This is a genomic window from Halobacillus litoralis, from assembly GCF_020524085.2.
GTDB classification, from domain to species: Bacteria; Bacillota; Bacilli; order Bacillales; family Halobacillaceae; genus Halobacillus; species Halobacillus litoralis_E.
Window position 1 is genome coordinate 2,261,776 of sequence record NZ_CP129016.1, and the last position, 15,393, is coordinate 2,277,168.

Below are 15,393 nucleotides of genomic sequence, written 5' to 3' on the forward strand. Positions count from 1 at the left end.
GGAATCCCTCCTTAATGATTACCTATATATCCTTATTCCAAAAATTTATATTTATGAAAGAAGGTCAGAACATGAGCGTATTAAAAAAGATACGTGTGGATCATTATTGTCCTTGCGGTCATTGCCTTCCTTTATCTTTCCAATCCATCTAATGAAGGAGAGGTCCAGCTGACGGAGGTGGAGGAAGTGACTATTCAGGACACAGTAAAGAAGAATGCTTCTTCAGGGAGTGTGAAGGTTGACGTGAAAGGAGAAGTGCATAACCCAGGTGTTTATACAATGACAGAGGAAACAAGAGTGGATGATGCCATTAAAAAAGCAGGGGGGAATGACAGAATGGGCAGATCTCACCAGTGTGAATCTGGCGCAAAGAATACAAGATGAAATGGTTATTTTCGTAGCCTCTGACCAATCATCCTCTATTGACTCAGATGAAGTTGCATCACCGACTGGAGAAAAAGTAAGCATCAATCGTGCTTCAGCAAGTGAGATGGAAGCCTTAAATGGAATTGGACCATCAAAAGCTGCTAGTATTATTAAATATAGAGAAGAGAATGGCCCATTTTCCTCTGTGGAAGATCTTGTGAATGTGCCAGGCATTGGTGATAAGACATTAGAAAGTTTAAAGGAACTGATTACTGTTCCCTAGTTTGACGGAATTTAAAGGTCAGAGTAAACTTGATGAAAAAAGTGGGGGTTACATAATGGAGCGGATTACTTGGAATCAATATTTTATGTCTCAAAGCTATTTATTAAAATCACGCAGTACGTGTCAGAGGTTAGCGGTCGGTGCAGTCATTGTAAGAGATAAGCGTATGATTGCCGGAGGGTACAATGGAAGTGTCTCCGGGGGTGTTCATTGTATCGACGAAGGGTGTTATGTGGTGGATGGGCACTGTGTCCGTACCATTCATGCTGAAATGAATGCACTTCTCCAATGTTCAAAATTCGGTGTGGCTACAGAAGGGGCAGAGATCTACGTGACTCATTTTCCTTGTGTGCACTGTACGAAGGCAATTATTCAAGCAGGGGTGAAAGCTGTTTATTACAGCGAAGATTATAAAAATGATCCGTATGCAATTGAATTGTTGCAACAGTCGGGGGTACGTATGCAAAAGGTTCCCGTTGAAAAGGAACCGCTTCAACAGGAACAGCACCTGCTTATACGCCAAATGCTGGAGAAGCTTGAGTCGAATGATGACCCTGAGTCAGAGCAACTCGTACAAGAAGCAGCTCAACTGCTAAGATTGGACAACCGGTGATATTCTTAAGAGGATCTTGGCACATTCCCGTCATAGCCTTTGTGCTTGGCGGGGTGTTATCTATCCAGGAAGGTTTTACGTTTTATGTCGTTGGATGTATGTTTCTTACCTTGTTGTATAGTCAGCGCCAACATCTTCTGTTCCTCTTGATTCTCCTCCTATTCGGGATAGGTGGGTATATCCATCTTCCACTCGATTCCTCTCCTCTTCCTCCTCAACTCCTCTATAATGAATCCATAGAAGGTAAAATCGTATCTGATTTGACAGAAAGTGATCAATCCATTTCCGTCATATTAAAAGGGGAAGGTGGTAAAGTACTCGTTCGCTATTTGAAAGAGAAAGGAAATGAGCCTCCTCTTCCTGAAAGTTTGAAACATGGAGCTTTTTGTAGGGTCCAAGGAGAGATGGAGCCTTTTGAGGGTGCGAGGAATCCAGGACAATTTGATTATCGTACATATATGGCAGGCAAAGGAATTCATTCTCAAATTACTATAGAAGAGGAAGCGGCTCTTCAGTGTGAAGGGGAATCGTGGATCAGCCATTTGTACGACACAAGAAGACATCTGAAAGCGACTGTTAAGGACCGTGTGCACCCAAGCACTTATGTATGGATGGAAGCTCTAATATTTGGGGATACAGATCTTATCGCTTCATCGACGGTGGAATGGTTTAGAGAATTTAATTTATCCCATATTCTTGCTATCTCAGGGTTGCACGTGGGCCTTATACTTGGAGGGACCTATTTCCTTTTATACCGGACAGGTATAGCTACAAAAAAGCAATCCAAGCTCTTCTTACTTGGACTACTGCCTTTTTATATGTTTATTTCAGGTGGTGCTCCATCTGTCATGCGCGCAGGATTAATGGGCGTGCTTCTTATTTTCTCAGGTTCAATCCAGAAGAAGATCCCTATCATTGACCTCTTATCCCTCACCTGTTTTCTCTTATTAATTTCTTCTCCTTCTTATTTTTACCATCTAGGTTTTCAGTTTTCGTTTTTAGTCACCTTCAGTTTGTTGCTTACGATTCCGATTTTGAAACAATATGAAAGTAAATGGATTCAGTCTGCAATTATAGGGTTGGTCAGTCAGCTTTCCCTACTTGCCTTACAGGTCCATTATTTTTATGAATTTCAGCCTTTTTCTTTATGGATCAATATGATTGCTGTTCCATACTTTTCATTCTTCGTCATCCCCATATTGATGATTATTTTCCTCCTTTCCTTTTTAATACCGTCTATAAGCTTCTTTCTTTCCTATTCATTTTCCGTCGTTCATGAACTGGTTTTATCCATCTTTATCACCCAATCGGAATCCCTTGATTACCCCTGGGTGATTGGTGAGCTTCCCTCTTTCTACATCGTTTTGTATGCCGTCCTTTTCGTAATCATGATGGAAAAATGGGAACAGGAGCAGAAGGTGAAAACATTCCTTGCATCTATAGCGGTTGTTTTTGTATTTGTATTTTATAGTTCGCTTCCGTATTTCTCTGAAAGAGGAGTTGTAACCATGTTAGATGTTGGTCAAGGGGATTCGTTTGTTATCGAGCTGCCACATAGGAAGGGCGTCGTTATGATTGATGCCGCAGGGCCGCCGGTTTTTACTATGAATAAAGAAAAGACTGCGAATGAGGTGATTTTACCTTTTTTAAAGTCAAGGGGTATCCATCGTATTGATGCTTTATTCATTACTCACGAAGATTCTGATCACAGTGGAAGTGTTCCTTTCATCCTTCAGGAAATGAAAGTGGATCGAATTTATGTGAGTCCTTTCCATACAGAAAAATACGAAACTGAAGTTAAGGTAGAGAAAATAAGCGCGGGGCAGAGCATTTGGCTTGCTGGAAATGAAATTCACGTCGTACATCCTGTGAGCGATAAAAATCATGGAGACCCAAATGACAATTCGCTTGTATTGGATGGTCTGTTTGGAGGAGAGCGTTGGCTCTTTACTGGAGATATCTCTTCTGCAATTGAAGAGGACATCGTAGAAAGGAATTCGACATTACAGGCAGATATATTAAAAGTGGCTCACCACGGAAGCCATACATCCACCTCAGATGAATTATTGATAAAGCTGAACCCAAAAATCGGCTTAATTTCAGCGGGAGTGGATAATCGTTACGGCCATCCGCATGAAGAGGTGATGAAAAGGTTAACTGACCATGGGATCGTCTCGCTTCAGACGAACCAATATGGTGCTGTCCAATACTTTTTTTCTGGGCAAAGTGGAACGTTTTCAACGTTTTTTCCGTATAATGCGAGCAGAGAATAAAAAAAGACTGCCAAAACAGCAGCCTTCCGGTTTTGCATCTCATTACTGTCCAAGAAAAGAAAACAAAACTCCGATGAAGAAGATGACGAAGAAGAAAACAAATGAAAATACAAACCCTAACCCAGAGTCGATCACATCATTAGTTTTGGATTGAATATCGTTTTTAAACTCGTTCACTGTTACCCCTCCTATATCAATTACTAAGTATAGTCCATTTTTAACCAAAAATCTACATTTACCGGGCATGAAAACGAATTTTATTGATGATTCATACCTTTCCCACTCCTAGCAAGACTTGTCACAGATAATTCTTACTTAAGCGGTCAAACTAAACGCAAGAGAGGAACAACATCGTCCTCTTCAAGAGCTTCCGGGGCTCTTGGAATGGCGTTTATATAGATGGTTCATACGGCGATATCAGCACACCATTTTGACAGAAATTCCAAAGAAACATAAAATGGTGACACTGAGTTCCCCATTTTGGGGCGCCGTACTCTTTTTTTATAAAGGAAGGACAACCACTTTATGGTCAATGTAAAACAATCACAAGTGTACTTATTATATGGAGAAGAATCCTATTTAATCCAAGAACATAAAAATAAAATCATTGAAAAGACGTTAAAGAAAGAAGACCGGGAGTTTAACATCTCCCAGTATGACTTAGAGGAGACACCCATTGAGGATGTCATTACAGATGCAGAAACCTTTCCATTTCTTGGTGAAGGGAAAGTTGTCATTGCCAATCATCCCGTCTTTTTAAAGGCTAAACCGGATAAGCTTCCATTCGAACATGACACGGACGCACTACTGGAATATCTTCAAAATCCTGCTGAATACACAGTACTGATTTTAGTTGCTCCTTATGAAAAGCTTGATGAGCGTAAAAAGGCGTTCAAACAATTAAAGAAGAACGGAGAAGTGATCAGTTGCCAACCGGTTAAAGAATGGGACGTTGACAAATGGATTCAAACATTAGCAAACGATTTACATATTAACGTTCCTCATGAAATTCATGAACTGTTTACTCAAGAAATTGGTGCGAATCTCATGGCACTGAGAAAAGAAATGGAAAAATTAGCTTTGTATGTAGGAGAGGGCGGCGTGGTAACGAGAGAAATCGCAGAGCAGCTCCTCTCACACAGTGCTGAAGCTTCAGGTTTAAAACTTGTCGATGCTGTTATGGAAAAAGATTTGGGGAGAGCTATTCGGATTTATAAGGACCTGGAAAAACTGAATGAAGAGCCGATCGCTCTAACTGCTCTTCTGGCTTCTCAATTTAGGATAATTAGTCAAGCGAAGGTACTCAAGCAGAAAGGGTACGGCCAAAACCAAATGAAAAGTTATATAAAGGCCCATCCGTATGTCATTAAAATGGCGCTTAAAAGGGAGCGTGCCTTCTCCCAACAGGAATTGAATCAAATTATGAATCAGCTTGCAGAAACTGATCACAACCTGAAGCAGGGAAAAATGGAGAAAGCATTAGCTTTTGAAATGCTTCTCTATCGCTTAATCAATATCAAACAAAATACTCCAGTCTCTCCATAAATTCTTTTATTTTGATGTATGGGGAGGCCTGGTGAGCCTTAGGTATAGGGAAAAAATATAACGAAGCCCTCCGATAAATCGGAGGGCTTCGTTCATGTAAAAACGACCCATTCAATAAAGAAGGATCGTCTGTTGGTCATAAATTACGAATGAATTATAATGCGTTGACTAGTTTTGTTAGGCGGGATTTTTTACGGTTCCCTGTGTTCTGGTGAAGGGCACCACGTTGAACAGCTTTGTCGATTTTCTTAACAGCTGTAGGAAGTGCTTCTTTCGCGTTCTCTACATCCTTGCTTTCAACAAGCTTTTCTACACGTTTAACCGCTGTACGCATGTCAGATTTGAAAGCTGCATTCAAAGAACGAGCGTCATCATTCGTACGTACACGTTTTTTCGCTGATTTAATATTAGGCATAGTTTCACCTCCTAGGTAAAAACAAAAGACTCATTCATATCGAACAAGAGACATTTTACCAGAGCGGTGTGCTGTTTTCAATACTTATCTCAATACCAATCCCTTCATTTGCATAGTTTTTATCTGCTTGGGAGAAGATTTTCTTAAGGAGGTTGAAGTGAATGGAGGAAAATTTCGACTATACGTTGAGAACGGACCTGGCGCTTGAAGCCCCAGGAGATGAATGTAAAAGATGAACCGGGATCCTCAGACACTGATGGGGTCGAGGTTCATGAGAATGAAAAGAATGATATTAAAATTACGTATGTAACGGTGGATGAAGAAGGTGCTGAAAGAATAGGGAAAAAAGCGGGGCATTATGTCACGTTGGAATCACTCGCTATTCGTAAACAGGATCATCAATTACAAGTGAACTTAGCAAAGACATTATCCGGACAGTTAAGGAAATTAATGAATGAATGTGGAATAAAAGAAATGGACCGGGGTTTAATCGTCGGGCTTGGTAATCATAATGTGACGCCAGACGCTCTGGGGCCGTTAGTAACTGAAGAAGTCTATGTTACAAGCCACTTATTTGAGCTTCATCCAGAAACCGTATCTGATGGTTACCGGCCTATTTCTGCATTCACACCTGGGGTTATGGGTGTGACTGGGATTGAAACCAGTGATATGGTCCATGGGATCATTGAACAGACGAAGCCGGATTTTGTTTTGGTCATCGATGCCCTTGCTTCACGTTCGATCAATCGTATCAATGCAACCATACAACTTTCTGATACAGGGATTCATCCAGGGTCCGGGGTAGGTAACAAGCGGAAAGAAATCAGCAGAGAGACATACGGCATCCCTGTGATCTCCATTGGAGTACCAACAGTAGTAGATGCCGTAACAATTACAAGTGATGCCATTGATTATGTGTTAAAACATTTTGGCAGAGAGTGGCGTGAAAAAGATCGTCCTTCTAATGCATTGTCGCCCGCCATGAACCCGTTTGAAAGAAAGACGCTGACGGATGAAGACCATCCGAATGAAGAGCAAAGCAAAGCGGTTATGGGCATGTTCGGCCAATTAGAAGAAGTGGAAAAGAAACAACTGATTAAAGAAGTGCTGACCCCACTTGGCCACAATTTGATGGTTACACCTAAAGAGGTGGACAGCTTCATTCAGGATATGGCGCATGTCATCGCGAAGGGGATCAATGGGGCGCTGCATCCAGGGATAGAAGATGGCGAAGCACAATCTAATTTTTAATAATGATTTAATAGAGAGGTTCTATTAAATTCCTCTCTCTCATACCATTTACTAGATAGTGGATGAGGGGGAGGATTTTTCATGTCTCGTTACCCGATCATGAAGAAAAATAAGAAAAGCTATATGAAGCAGGGGACAAGATGGACCATCATCGCAGTCACCGTTTTGCTTTTATTGTTTATTGGAATCGGTATCCTTACAGGAGCAAAAACAACGTATCGTATTTATTCAAGTACGATACAAGAATGGACAACTAAGCTTGAAGGTAGTGCTTTTTTATATCTATTTGAAATGGAAAACCGCGCCTTTAAAGACGCCCATCCGGAAGGGAATCGAATTCCGAGTTTGACGACATTGTCTTTTCAATTACTCACGAGCCTAACACCCAATGATCCGCGAAGCCTGCTGGGGAGAGAAATACCGGGATTATCTTCTTACAACAGTCAAATTATCATTGCTGGTAAAGGGACAGACTACTCCACGCTCCCTATTGAATCAGAACCTCCTATGATTGTAGATAACCGCGGGGAGGAAGGGGATGTGGAAGAAAATAAAGAGGACAAGGGCGAGACAGAAGATAGGCCGGTGGGGGAAGAAAGGGTTTACATTTACCATACCCACAACACAGAATCTTTCTATCCGCATTTACCGGATGAGTCCACGGACCATGATGGAAAAGTAAATATTACTCTTATCGGAGAGCGTCTTGGCGAAGGGTTAGAAAAAAGAGGCATTGGAGCAATTGTTGATACAACAGATGTAGCTGCATTAAGAAACGAAAAAGGCATGGAATATTATCAATCTTACGATGCGATGAGGCCTGTGGTGGAAGAAGCTATCAGTCAAAACGAAGGCATTCAGTATCTGTTTGACCTTCACAGGGATTCTCTATCCAAGGAGCACACCACAACCACAATAAACGGAAAAGATTACGCACGCTTTGCTTTTGTCATAGGTGCTGAACACCCTCAATATGAACAAAACTTACAACTCGCATCCAAAATTCATCAGCTCTTGGAGGAGAAATATCCAGGGATCAGCCGAGGTGTTATAACGAAGAAGGGTTCAGGGGTTGATGGCGTCTATAATCAGGACTTAAATCCGAATGCCATACTCATTGAGTTTGGCGGTGTTTATAATCATTTAGATGAATTGTACCGTTCGGCTGATGTTATGGCTGAAGTTTTCAGTGATTATTACTTTGAAGATGAAAAAGTATCCACGGAGTAATGGAGGAGGGGCGCAATGAAATGGTTGGCGGGGGGACTCATCGTTGTCATTGTTTTTGTGACGGGAGCTTTTTATGGCATTGATAAAACGAATGAAAAGCTGGATGACCGCCCTATTGTGGAGGCGCCTGAAAAATCAGAGCAAGAATTGGATCATAGGGTGGAAGAGCAAACATCCACATCACCGGATTCTGATGATTTCTGCGCTCCTCTTAAAATAGACTCTGATGCGCCCTGGATCTCCCGGCTTGCCGGAGGATTGGGGAAAGGAGTAGCCTCGAGCTTCAATGGAGTCATAGTCGTTTTGTCTGAAATCATTCAGGCAGGAGAATAAGATTGAGATGTTGTTGGGGTTTACATTGAATAATGCTTCCCGTATTGCTATAATCAACCTAGATATTTGTGTCGAATTCAGTAGGAGTGATTTAAGTTGACAGCACAATCTAAACAAGAAAGGGTCCGCAATTTTTCGATTATTGCCCATATCGACCATGGGAAATCGACACTTGCTGACCGTATTCTGGAAAAAACAAAAGCACTAACCCAAAGAGAAATGAAGGAACAATTCCTTGATGCCATGGATCTTGAACGTGAACGGGGAATCACGATTAAATTAAATGCCGTTCAATTGTCATATGAAGCGAACGATGGACAGGATTATACGTTCCACTTAATCGATACCCCAGGCCACGTCGACTTTACATATGAGGTCTCTCGTAGTTTGGCGGCCTGTGAAGGTGCGATCCTGGTTGTAGATGCTGCCCCAGGGAATAGAAGCACAAACATTAGCCAATGTTTATCTAGCATTAGAAAACGATTTAGAAATCATCCCGGTCATTAATAAAATTGACCTACCTGGTGCAGACCCTGATCGTATCAAACAAGAAATTGAAGATGTCATCGGAATCGATGCTTCTGACGCCATTCTTGCTTCTGCTAAAGAAGGAGTTGGGATTGATGAGATTTTAGAGCGGATCGTAAGCGATATTCCGGCTCCTGAGGGCGATGTGAAAGACCCGACGAAGGCTCTGATTTTTGACTCCTTGTACGATTCTTACAGAGGTGTCGTTGCCTATACGTGTGTTCGTGAAGGCTCTATCAAACTTGGCGATAAAATTAAAATGATGGCCACGGGCAAAGAATTCGAAGTGAATGAGCTGGGCGTATTCCGTCCGACTCCGACCCCATTGAAAGAGTTGAATGTTGGGGATGTCGGTTATTTAACGGCATCAATCAAGAATATTGGCGATAGCCGTGTGGGGGATACCATTACACTTGCCAATAATCCTGCTGCCGAACCGCTGCCTGGGTATAAAAAGATGAATCCGATGGTGTTCTGTGGTATGTATCCGGTTGATGCGAGCAAATATAACGACCTTAGAGATGCTCTTGAACGATTGGAACTCAATGATTCCTCCCTTCAGTTTGAACCGGAAACTTCCCAAGCACTTGGGTTTGGGTTCCGTTGTGGTTTCTTGGGAATGCTTCATATGGAAATCATTCAAGAACGTATCGAAAGGGAATATAAGATCGATCTTATTACGACCGCACCAAGTGTTATTTATCAGGTGACCCTTACAGATGGATCCGTCTTCAATGTCGATAACCCTTCCATGATGCCGGATAACCAGAAACTTGAAGAAGTTCAGGAACCTTTTGTTAAAGCAACGGTCATGGTCCCTAACGATTATGTCGGTCCAGTCATGGAAATCTGTCAGCGTAAACGCGGCAATTTTATAGATATGCAGTATCTGGATGACAATAGGGTCAATATCGTTTATGAGATTCCATTGTCTGAAATTGTTTATGATTTCTTTGATTCCTTGAAGTCCCAAACAAAAGGGTATGCATCTTTTGATTACGAGTTGATTGGGTACCGTGTCTCCAACCTCGTGAAAATGGATATCTTGTTGAATGGGGATACCATTGATGCATTGTCCTTCATCGTACACCGTGACTTTGCGTACGAACGTGGAAAGCTCATAGCTGAAAAGCTCAAGGAATTAATTCCGAGACAGCAATTCGAAGTCCCTGTCCAAGCTGCCATCGGAAATAAGATCGTTGCTCGGACCACAATCAAAGCAATGCGTAAAAACGTTCTTTCCAAATGTTACGGCGGAGACATTTCCCGTAAGCGTAAATTGCTTGAAAAGCAAAAAGAAGGTAAAAAGCGCATGAAGATGGTCGGTTCTGTTGAGGTCCCTCAAGAGGCCTTCATGTCCGTCCTTGACCTGAACGAAGATTAAAGCTAAAGGAAGACAGTTGAAACCGCAGGAGATTCTTCTCTTGCGGTTTTCCTTATGAAAGGTGGTAACATCCATGAAAATCCCATCCGCATATATACACATCCCTTTCTGTCAGCAGATTTGTCACTATTGTGATTTTACGAAGTTTTTCTATAATGAGCGTCTGGCAGACGACTATTTGGAGGCCCTTGAAAAAGAAATACACACGTATATCCCGGGAGAAAAAGCGGACGTGCGAACTATTTTTGTCGGAGGCGGAACCCCGACAGCTGTAAACCACAAGCAGTTAGAAAAGCTTCTGAAAATGATTGATGATCATTTTGATATTTCTGGCTGTGAAGAGTACACCTTTGAAGCGAATCCGGGAGATTTAGATGTTGAAAAAGTACGTTTGTTGAAGGCATATGGCGTCGATCGCATATCACTCGGCGTTCAAGTTTTCGATGATGACATGCTTGAAAAAATTGGTCGTGTACACAAAGTGAAAGATGTTTATACGAATATCGATCGTCTCGTTCAAGCGGGATTGACGAATGTGAGTATAGATCTTATGTATGCTCTCCCTGGGCAAACGGTTGAAGACTTTGAAAAAACCATTGATGAAGCGATGCAATTCGGTTTGCCGCATTACTCTTCCTACTCTCTTCAAATTGAACCGAAAACCGTGTTTTATCAACGGTACAAAAAGGGTAAGCTCTCCAAGGCTAAAGAAGATGATGAAGCAGAAATGTACGAACTACTTCAGCGTAAATTAGCTGATGCTGGAGCCGTGCAATATGAAATCAGTAACTTCGCAAAGCCCGGGTTTGAAAGTAAACACAACCTGACATACTGGAATAATGAATATTATTATGGCATTGGAGCGGGCGCGCATGGGTACCTGCCGGGAAAACGAACGATCAACATCCGCCCACTGCCTGCCTATGTGAAGAAAGCCACGGAAGATGGAATGCCCGTTCTCCATAAGGAACCTATTGGTCTGAAAGAGCAGTTGGAGGAAGAAATGTTTCTCGGCTTGAGAAAGACAAAAGGAGTATCGAAAGAACTTTTTCAACAAAAGTATGGAAAAACACTTGTCGATGTCTTCGGAAACAAGCTTACTGAATTGAAAGAGCGCTCATTAATAGCAGAAGACACCGGCCATATCCGTCTTACATCCAAGGGTCGTATTCTTGGTAATGAAGTATTCCAGTAATTCTTATTAGATGAATAATCATAAGAACGTGCTTTATCATAAAAAGATCGGTTGAGGGGGGAGTGAGGGAAACGGTGAGACTCCCGTGAAGTTAGCCCTATGCAATGTCCATGGAAAACTTTTTCTATGGATATTTAGAGGTTGCTTAGTGATCATTGATCCATTTCTCTCTCTACCTTGAACTTTTATTACGACGCTTGATAGGGACACATGTTCTAAATGTGAACAAGGACTTGGAGGAATGAGCAAAAAAAAGAGTTTTATCCGTTGACATCCCTCAACCCTTTTGATAATTTATTATTAGATTTAGCACTCACTGCAAACGAGTGCTAACAGAGGTGATCATCGATGTTAACAGATAGACAATTGCTCATTTTGCAAGTCATTATTGATGATTTCATTCTGACCGCACAACCTGTAGGTTCTCGGTCAATAGCCAAGAAAGATGCTGTAACATTCAGTTCAGCAACGATAAGGAATGAAATGGCTGATTTAGAGGAATTGGGTTTTATTGAAAAAACCCATTCATCTTCAGGAAGGGTCCCTTCTGAGAAAGGGTATCGCTTCTATGTCGACCATCTTCTATCTCCATTGCGCCTTTCCAGTCAAGAAATAGTGACCATTCGGGAAGCATTCGATGATAAAATGATGGAGTTTGAACGTGTGGTTCAGAAGTCAGCCGGTATTCTTTCCGATTTGACGAACTACACATCCATTGTTCTCGGACCTGAAGTATTTGAAACAAAACTAAAACAACTGCAGATCGTTCCATTATCTGATCAGTCTGCTATTGCGATTTTAGTTACGGATACTGGTCATGTGGAGCATCGTGCTTTCAACGTTCCGGTTGAGATTAAGGGTGCAGATCTGGAAAAGATGGTGAACATTTTGAACAGCCGGCTCCAAGGAGTCCCGTTGGTGAAATTGCATGAAGTACTCTATTCTGAGATTAATGATCTATTGAAAACACATACCGATCATCACGAAGAAGCTTTTCAGTATTTGCGTGCAGCTCTCGTGGATGAGCATCCGACGAAACTGTACATTGGTGGAAAGACAAACATTCTCATGCAACCTGAATTCAGGGACCTTGATAAAGTCAGGTCTTTATATGCCACCATCGAACGGGAAAGTGAGATGGCTGATTTGCTGCGGACCGGTAAGGAAGGGATTCAAGTCCGAATTGGACAAGAAAACCCTTTTGATGCTATGCAAAACTGCAGTTTGATTACAGCAAGTTATCAGCTAGGGAATAATCAAGTGGGAACGATTGCCCTCTTGGGCCCTACTCGCATGGAGTACAACCGAATGTTTTCATTGATGAATGTCTTATCCAAGCATATGACAGATACGTTCCGTGGCTGGTATTAGTACGGAAGAAAAGAAGAGGGGTATGCGCCCTATCGCTTCTTTATGTCTCATACTTTTTCAGGATAAGGATTCATGTTATAGTCAGTAACGGTGTAATGGAAAGTAGGAGGTGGAAGTCGTGGAAGAGAATAAACAAGAGATCATTGATGAAAAAGATGAAGCTCAAAATGAGGAACCTGAACAAACGGTAGTCGAAGAGACGGATGAGGCGGAAAAGCTTCGTCAGGAAAAAGAAGAGCTTAATAATCGACTGCTTCGTTTGCAAGCGGATTATGATAATTTCCGCCGTCGTACTCAGAAAGAGAAAGAGGCGGACAGGAAATATAGATCCCAGAGCCTTGTAGAGGAATTAATACCGGCTCTGGATAACTTTGAAAGAGCTCTCCAAGTGGAAGTGGATGGCGATGCAGCCAAAAACTTCGCAAATGGAATGAAAATGGTTTATGACCAATTCAAAGCAGCTCTGGAAAAAGAAGGCGTCGAAGAAATCCCTGCCAAAGGGGAAGAATTCGATCCTCATATGCACCAGGCGATCATGCAAGTCGAAGACGAAAATTATGAAAGTAATATTGTCGTCGAAGAGTTGCAAAAAGGTTACCGCCTGAAAGATCGGGTCATTCGCCCGTCAATGGTAAAAGTAAACCAGTAAAAATTATCTTATGAACGAGTACGTAAAGGAGGACATTTAACCATGGGTAAAATCATTGGTATTGACTTAGGTACAACAAACTCTTGTGTAGCAGTAATGGAGGGTGGAGAAGCGAAAGTAATTCCTAACCCTGAAGGGAACCGTACAACTCCATCTGCTGTTGCATTTAAGAATGGTGAACGTCAAGTAGGGGAGGTCGCTAAACGTCAGGCGATCACAAACCCAAACACGATTCTTTCCATCAAACGTCATATGGGAACAGACTACAAAGTAGAAGTTGAAGGTAAAGAGTACACGCCTCAAGAAGTTTCTGCTATCATCCTTCAGTATATCAAGAGCTATGCAGAAGACTATCTTGGAGAGACAGTAGATAAAGCGATCGTTACAGTCCCAGCTTACTTCAACGACGCAGAGCGTCAGGCTACAAAAGATGCTGGTAAAATTGCTGGTCTTGAAGTTGAGCGTATCATCAATGAGCCGACAGCTGCTGCACTCGCATACGGCATCGATAAAGAAGATCAGGATCAAACGATTCTTGTTTATGACCTTGGTGGCGGTACATTTGACGTATCCATTCTTGAAATTGGAGATGGAACATTTGAAGTTATTTCTACAGCCGGTGACAACCGTCTAGGTGGAGATGATTTCGACCAAGTCATTATTGATCACATGGTAGCTGAATTCAAAAAAGAAAACGGCATTGATTTGTCCCAGGATAAAATGGCAAAACAGCGCCTGAAAGACGCGGCTGAGAAAGCGAAGAAAGACCTTTCCGGCGTTGCTCAGACACAAATTTCTCTTCCATTCATCACTGCAGGAGAAGCGGGACCGCTTCACCTTGAGATGAACTTGACTCGTGCTAAATTCGAAGAGCTTGCATCTGACCTTGTTGAGCGTTCTATGAAACCGACACGTCAAGCGCTTAAAGATGCAGACATGAGTGCAAGCGACATCCACAAAGTTATTCTTGTAGGTGGATCTACTCGTATCCCAGCTGTACAAGAAGCCATTAAGAAAGAAATCGGAAAAGAACCATCTAAAGGTGTAAACCCTGATGAAGTTGTAGCTCTTGGTGCATCCATCCAAGGTGGCGTACTTCAAGGTGATGTGAAGGACGTTGTGCTTCTTGACGTTACTCCACTTTCCCTTGGAATCGAAACAATGGGTGGCGTAACAACGAAATTGATCGAGCGTAACACGACAATTCCGACAAGCCACTCTCAAGTGTTCTCAACTGCTGCTGACAACCAGACAGCTGTTGATATCCACGTCTTGCAGGGTGAGCGTGAAATGGCTCAAGATAACAAGACACTTGGCCGTTTCCAGTTGACAGATATTCCACCAGCACCACGCGGTGTGCCTCAAATCGAAGTAAGCTTCGACATTGATGCCAACGGAATCGTTAACGTACGTGCGAAAGACATGGGTACAAACAAAGAACAATCCATCACGATCAAGTCTTCTTCCGGCCTTTCTGACGAGGAAGTTGAAGAAATGGTTCGTCAGGCGGAAGAAAACGCTGAAGAAGACAAGAAGAAACGTGAAGCGATTGAATTGCGTAACGAAGCAGACCAGCTGATCTTCACAACAGACAAGACCATCAAGGATCTTGGCGAACAAGTAAGTGAAGAAGAAAAACAAAAAGCTGAATCTGCGAAAGAAGAACTTCAGACTGCCCTTGAAGGCGAAGATCTAGAAGCGATTAAAGAGAAGAAAGAGGCTCTTCAAGAACAAGTGCAAGCTCTTTCTGTGAAGCTTTATGAGCAAGCCCAAGCACAAGCTGAAGCTGCTCAAGGCCAAGAAGGCGGCGGAGCTGACGATGATGTCGTTGATGCGGATTATGAAGAAGTTAACGACGATGAGAACAAGAAGTAAGAAAAGGTAGAAAAAAAGTCAAAGTCAGGTTCTTCTTGACTTTGACTTTTTTCATGAATAGGCAAACAGGTGACGTTTGCCT

Annotated in this window: 13 protein-coding genes and 2 pseudogenes; 13 read left to right on the forward strand and 2 right to left on the reverse strand. The window is 42.2% G+C overall.

The genetic code is table 11. From position 1 onward, the window contains the following. Positions 1-93 precede the first annotated feature (93 nt). Genes LC065_RS11385 through LC065_RS11400 form a run of 4 tightly spaced genes read left to right on the forward strand, consistent with a single transcriptional unit; the run spans position 94 to position 3,535 of the window. Positions 94-384, forward strand: a complete 291-nt coding sequence (locus LC065_RS11385) for an SLBB domain-containing protein (RefSeq protein ID WP_306163418.1) — start codon at positions 94-96, stop codon at positions 382-384. Further along, positions 329-649, forward strand: coding sequence for a helix-hairpin-helix domain-containing protein (locus LC065_RS11390; protein WP_306163419.1), 321 nt, complete (start codon positions 329-331; stop codon positions 647-649). The genes LC065_RS11385 and LC065_RS11390 overlap by 56 nt, the downstream gene beginning before the upstream one ends. A gap of 55 nt (positions 650-704) precedes the next feature. Further along, the gene (locus LC065_RS11395) at positions 705-1,262 is read left to right on the forward strand and encodes a ComE operon protein 2 (protein WP_226591073.1); all 558 of its coding nucleotides are present in this window, start codon (positions 705-707) and stop codon (positions 1,260-1,262) included. Continuing rightward, positions 1,259-3,535, forward strand: a complete 2,277-nt coding sequence (locus LC065_RS11400; RefSeq protein ID WP_306163420.1) for a DNA internalization-related competence protein ComEC/Rec2 — start codon at positions 1,259-1,261, stop codon at positions 3,533-3,535. Before LC065_RS11395 ends, LC065_RS11400 begins: the two co-directional genes overlap by 4 nt. Positions 3,536-3,577: 42 nt before the next feature. Here LC065_RS11400 and LC065_RS11405 read toward each other — a convergent pair whose 3' ends face one another. Next, positions 3,578-3,712 (reverse strand): YqzM family protein, encoded by a 135-nt coding sequence (locus LC065_RS11405; RefSeq protein ID WP_089654323.1) that lies wholly within the window; start codon positions 3,710-3,712, stop codon positions 3,578-3,580. 348 nt (positions 3,713-4,060) lie between these two features. Between LC065_RS11405 and holA the strand changes: the two genes are divergently transcribed. After that, on the forward strand, positions 4,061-5,080 hold the full coding sequence (holA, locus tag LC065_RS11410; protein WP_226591068.1) for a DNA polymerase III subunit delta: 1,020 nt from the start codon (positions 4,061-4,063) through the stop codon (positions 5,078-5,080). Between the two features lie 154 nt (positions 5,081-5,234). Here holA and rpsT read toward each other — a convergent pair whose 3' ends face one another. Then, positions 5,235-5,495, reverse strand: a complete 261-nt coding sequence (gene rpsT, locus LC065_RS11415; protein WP_160910952.1) for a 30S ribosomal protein S20 — start codon at positions 5,493-5,495, stop codon at positions 5,235-5,237. Positions 5,496-5,656: 161 nt separating this feature from the next. On the opposite strand from rpsT, the pseudogene gpr reads away from it, so the two are divergent. The 8 genes and pseudogenes from gpr (at position 5,657) to dnaK (ending at position 15,311) form a co-directional block, all read left to right on the forward strand. Then, a pseudogene (gpr, locus tag LC065_RS11420) lies at positions 5,657-6,746 on the forward strand (GPR endopeptidase). 81 nt (positions 6,747-6,827) lie between these two features. Next, complete coding sequence (spoIIP, locus tag LC065_RS11425; RefSeq protein ID WP_226591062.1) at positions 6,828-7,976, forward strand: stage II sporulation protein P; 1,149 nt, start codon at positions 6,828-6,830, stop codon at positions 7,974-7,976. Between the two features lie 15 nt (positions 7,977-7,991). Beyond that, the gene (locus LC065_RS11430) at positions 7,992-8,309 is read left to right on the forward strand and encodes a hypothetical protein (RefSeq protein ID WP_226591059.1); all 318 of its coding nucleotides are present in this window, start codon (positions 7,992-7,994) and stop codon (positions 8,307-8,309) included. Positions 8,310-8,405: 96 nt separating this feature from the next. Then, a pseudogene (gene lepA, locus LC065_RS11435) lies at positions 8,406-10,221 on the forward strand (translation elongation factor 4). Positions 10,222-10,294: 73 nt separating this feature from the next. After that, positions 10,295-11,416 carry a radical SAM family heme chaperone HemW gene (hemW, locus tag LC065_RS11440; RefSeq protein WP_306163421.1) on the forward strand — a complete coding sequence of 374 codons (1,122 nt, stop codon included), beginning with the start codon at positions 10,295-10,297 and terminating at the stop codon, positions 11,414-11,416. A 348-nt stretch (positions 11,417-11,764) separates the two neighbouring features. After that, entirely contained in the window at positions 11,765-12,787 is a 1,023-nt protein-coding gene (gene hrcA / locus LC065_RS11445; RefSeq protein WP_226591051.1) for a heat-inducible transcriptional repressor HrcA, read from the forward strand. A gap of 118 nt (positions 12,788-12,905) precedes the next feature. Next, a complete protein-coding gene (gene grpE / locus LC065_RS11450) occupies positions 12,906-13,436 on the forward strand; it encodes a nucleotide exchange factor GrpE (protein ID WP_226591048.1) in 531 nt (176 codons plus the stop codon). Between the two features lie 42 nt (positions 13,437-13,478). After that, positions 13,479-15,311 carry a molecular chaperone DnaK gene (gene dnaK, locus LC065_RS11455; protein WP_226591045.1) on the forward strand — a complete coding sequence of 611 codons (1,833 nt, stop codon included), beginning with the start codon at positions 13,479-13,481 and terminating at the stop codon, positions 15,309-15,311. Positions 15,312-15,393 lie beyond the last annotated feature (82 nt).